Below are 1,123 nucleotides of genomic sequence, written 5' to 3'. Positions count from 1 at the left end.
CGGGTTCGGCAATCGCGTTATTGTTGAACGGTACGGCTTTCGAGTTGCCGGCGTTCGTGTGCGTCCTGTTCGTCGGTGTCGTACTGCGCAACGGGCTCGCGGTGCGCGGCTGGTATCGCGTGTTCGAGGACGCGGTGTCGGTACTCGGCAACGTTAGCCTCGGTCTCTTTCTTGCTATAGCGTTGATGAGCCTGCGGTTGGGGGATCTCGCATCGCTCGCTTTGCCGCTGTTCGTCATTCTGGTGGTGCAGGCGATCGCGATGGCGGCTTACGCCATTTTCGTCACGTTTCGGGTGATGGGGCGCAACTATGACGCGGCAGTGCTCGCAGCCGGTCACTGTGGATTCGGCCTCGGGGCAACACCGACCGCGATAGCCAACATGCAGGCGATCACAGGACAGTTCGGTCCTTCCCATCTGGCCTTTCTGGTAGTGCCTATGGTGGGGGCGTTTTTTATCGACATCGCGAATGCGATCGTCATCAAGTTGTTTTTGTTGCTGCCGCTCTATGGCTGACGGCGGACACCTGCAGGTGACAAACTCCGCGGGTCATTCGCGACTGCCGGCAACGGTGCCGCACAGAGGCTCGCCGAGTCCACCTCGCGCGGAACAGGCCAGACGGGAGATGCCGAATAATGACCAGGCACAACCCAGTGCTTCAGCGTAGCAGCAAAGCCCCCATAACACCCGGGCGCCGGCGGCTTCTGTTCATTGGCGCAATCTTGCTGCTGGCCGCGCTGGGTTGGGCGCTTGCGACGCTCATCAAGCCCGCCATCCAACGCACGATCGTCATTACAACCGGGGCGGACAACGGTATCTATCGCGGTTTTGCGGATCGCTATGCGCCCATCCTGAAACGCGACGGCATTACTCTGGTTATCCGCAGTTCTTCCGGTTCGGTCGAAAACTATGAACGGCTGAAGAATCCGGATAGCGAATACGAGGTGGGTTTTATTCAATCAGGCACCACCAGTCCGAAAGAAACCGATCATCTGCAGACCATCGCTGCCGTCTCATATGAACCGATCTGGGTGTTCTATCGTGGCGACATCACCGTCAACCGGCTCGTGCAACTGCGCGGCAAAAGGATCGCAATCGGCGTCTCCGGCAGCGGGCTGCTCAAT

Annotated in this window: 2 protein-coding genes; both read left to right on the top strand. The window is 59.2% G+C overall.

Translation table 11 applies throughout. The annotated features are described in order from the left end of the window. On the top strand, window positions 1-515 hold a 515-nt coding region (locus tag P0D96_RS48060; RefSeq protein WP_408321358.1), incomplete at its 5' end, for a sodium/glutamate symporter. Window positions 516-634: 119 nt separating this feature from the next. Further along, on the top strand, window positions 635-1,123 hold a 489-nt coding region (locus tag P0D96_RS48055; RefSeq protein ID WP_459252716.1), incomplete at its 3' end, for a TAXI family TRAP transporter solute-binding subunit.

The sequence above is a fragment of the Paraburkholderia sp. RL17-347-BIC-D genome (genome assembly GCF_046027915.1).
In the GTDB taxonomy this organism is placed as follows: Bacteria; Pseudomonadota; Gammaproteobacteria; order Burkholderiales; family Burkholderiaceae; genus Paraburkholderia.
The sequence above is the reverse complement of the archived record's forward strand: the minus strand, read 5'-3'. Positions and strand labels throughout refer to the sequence as shown.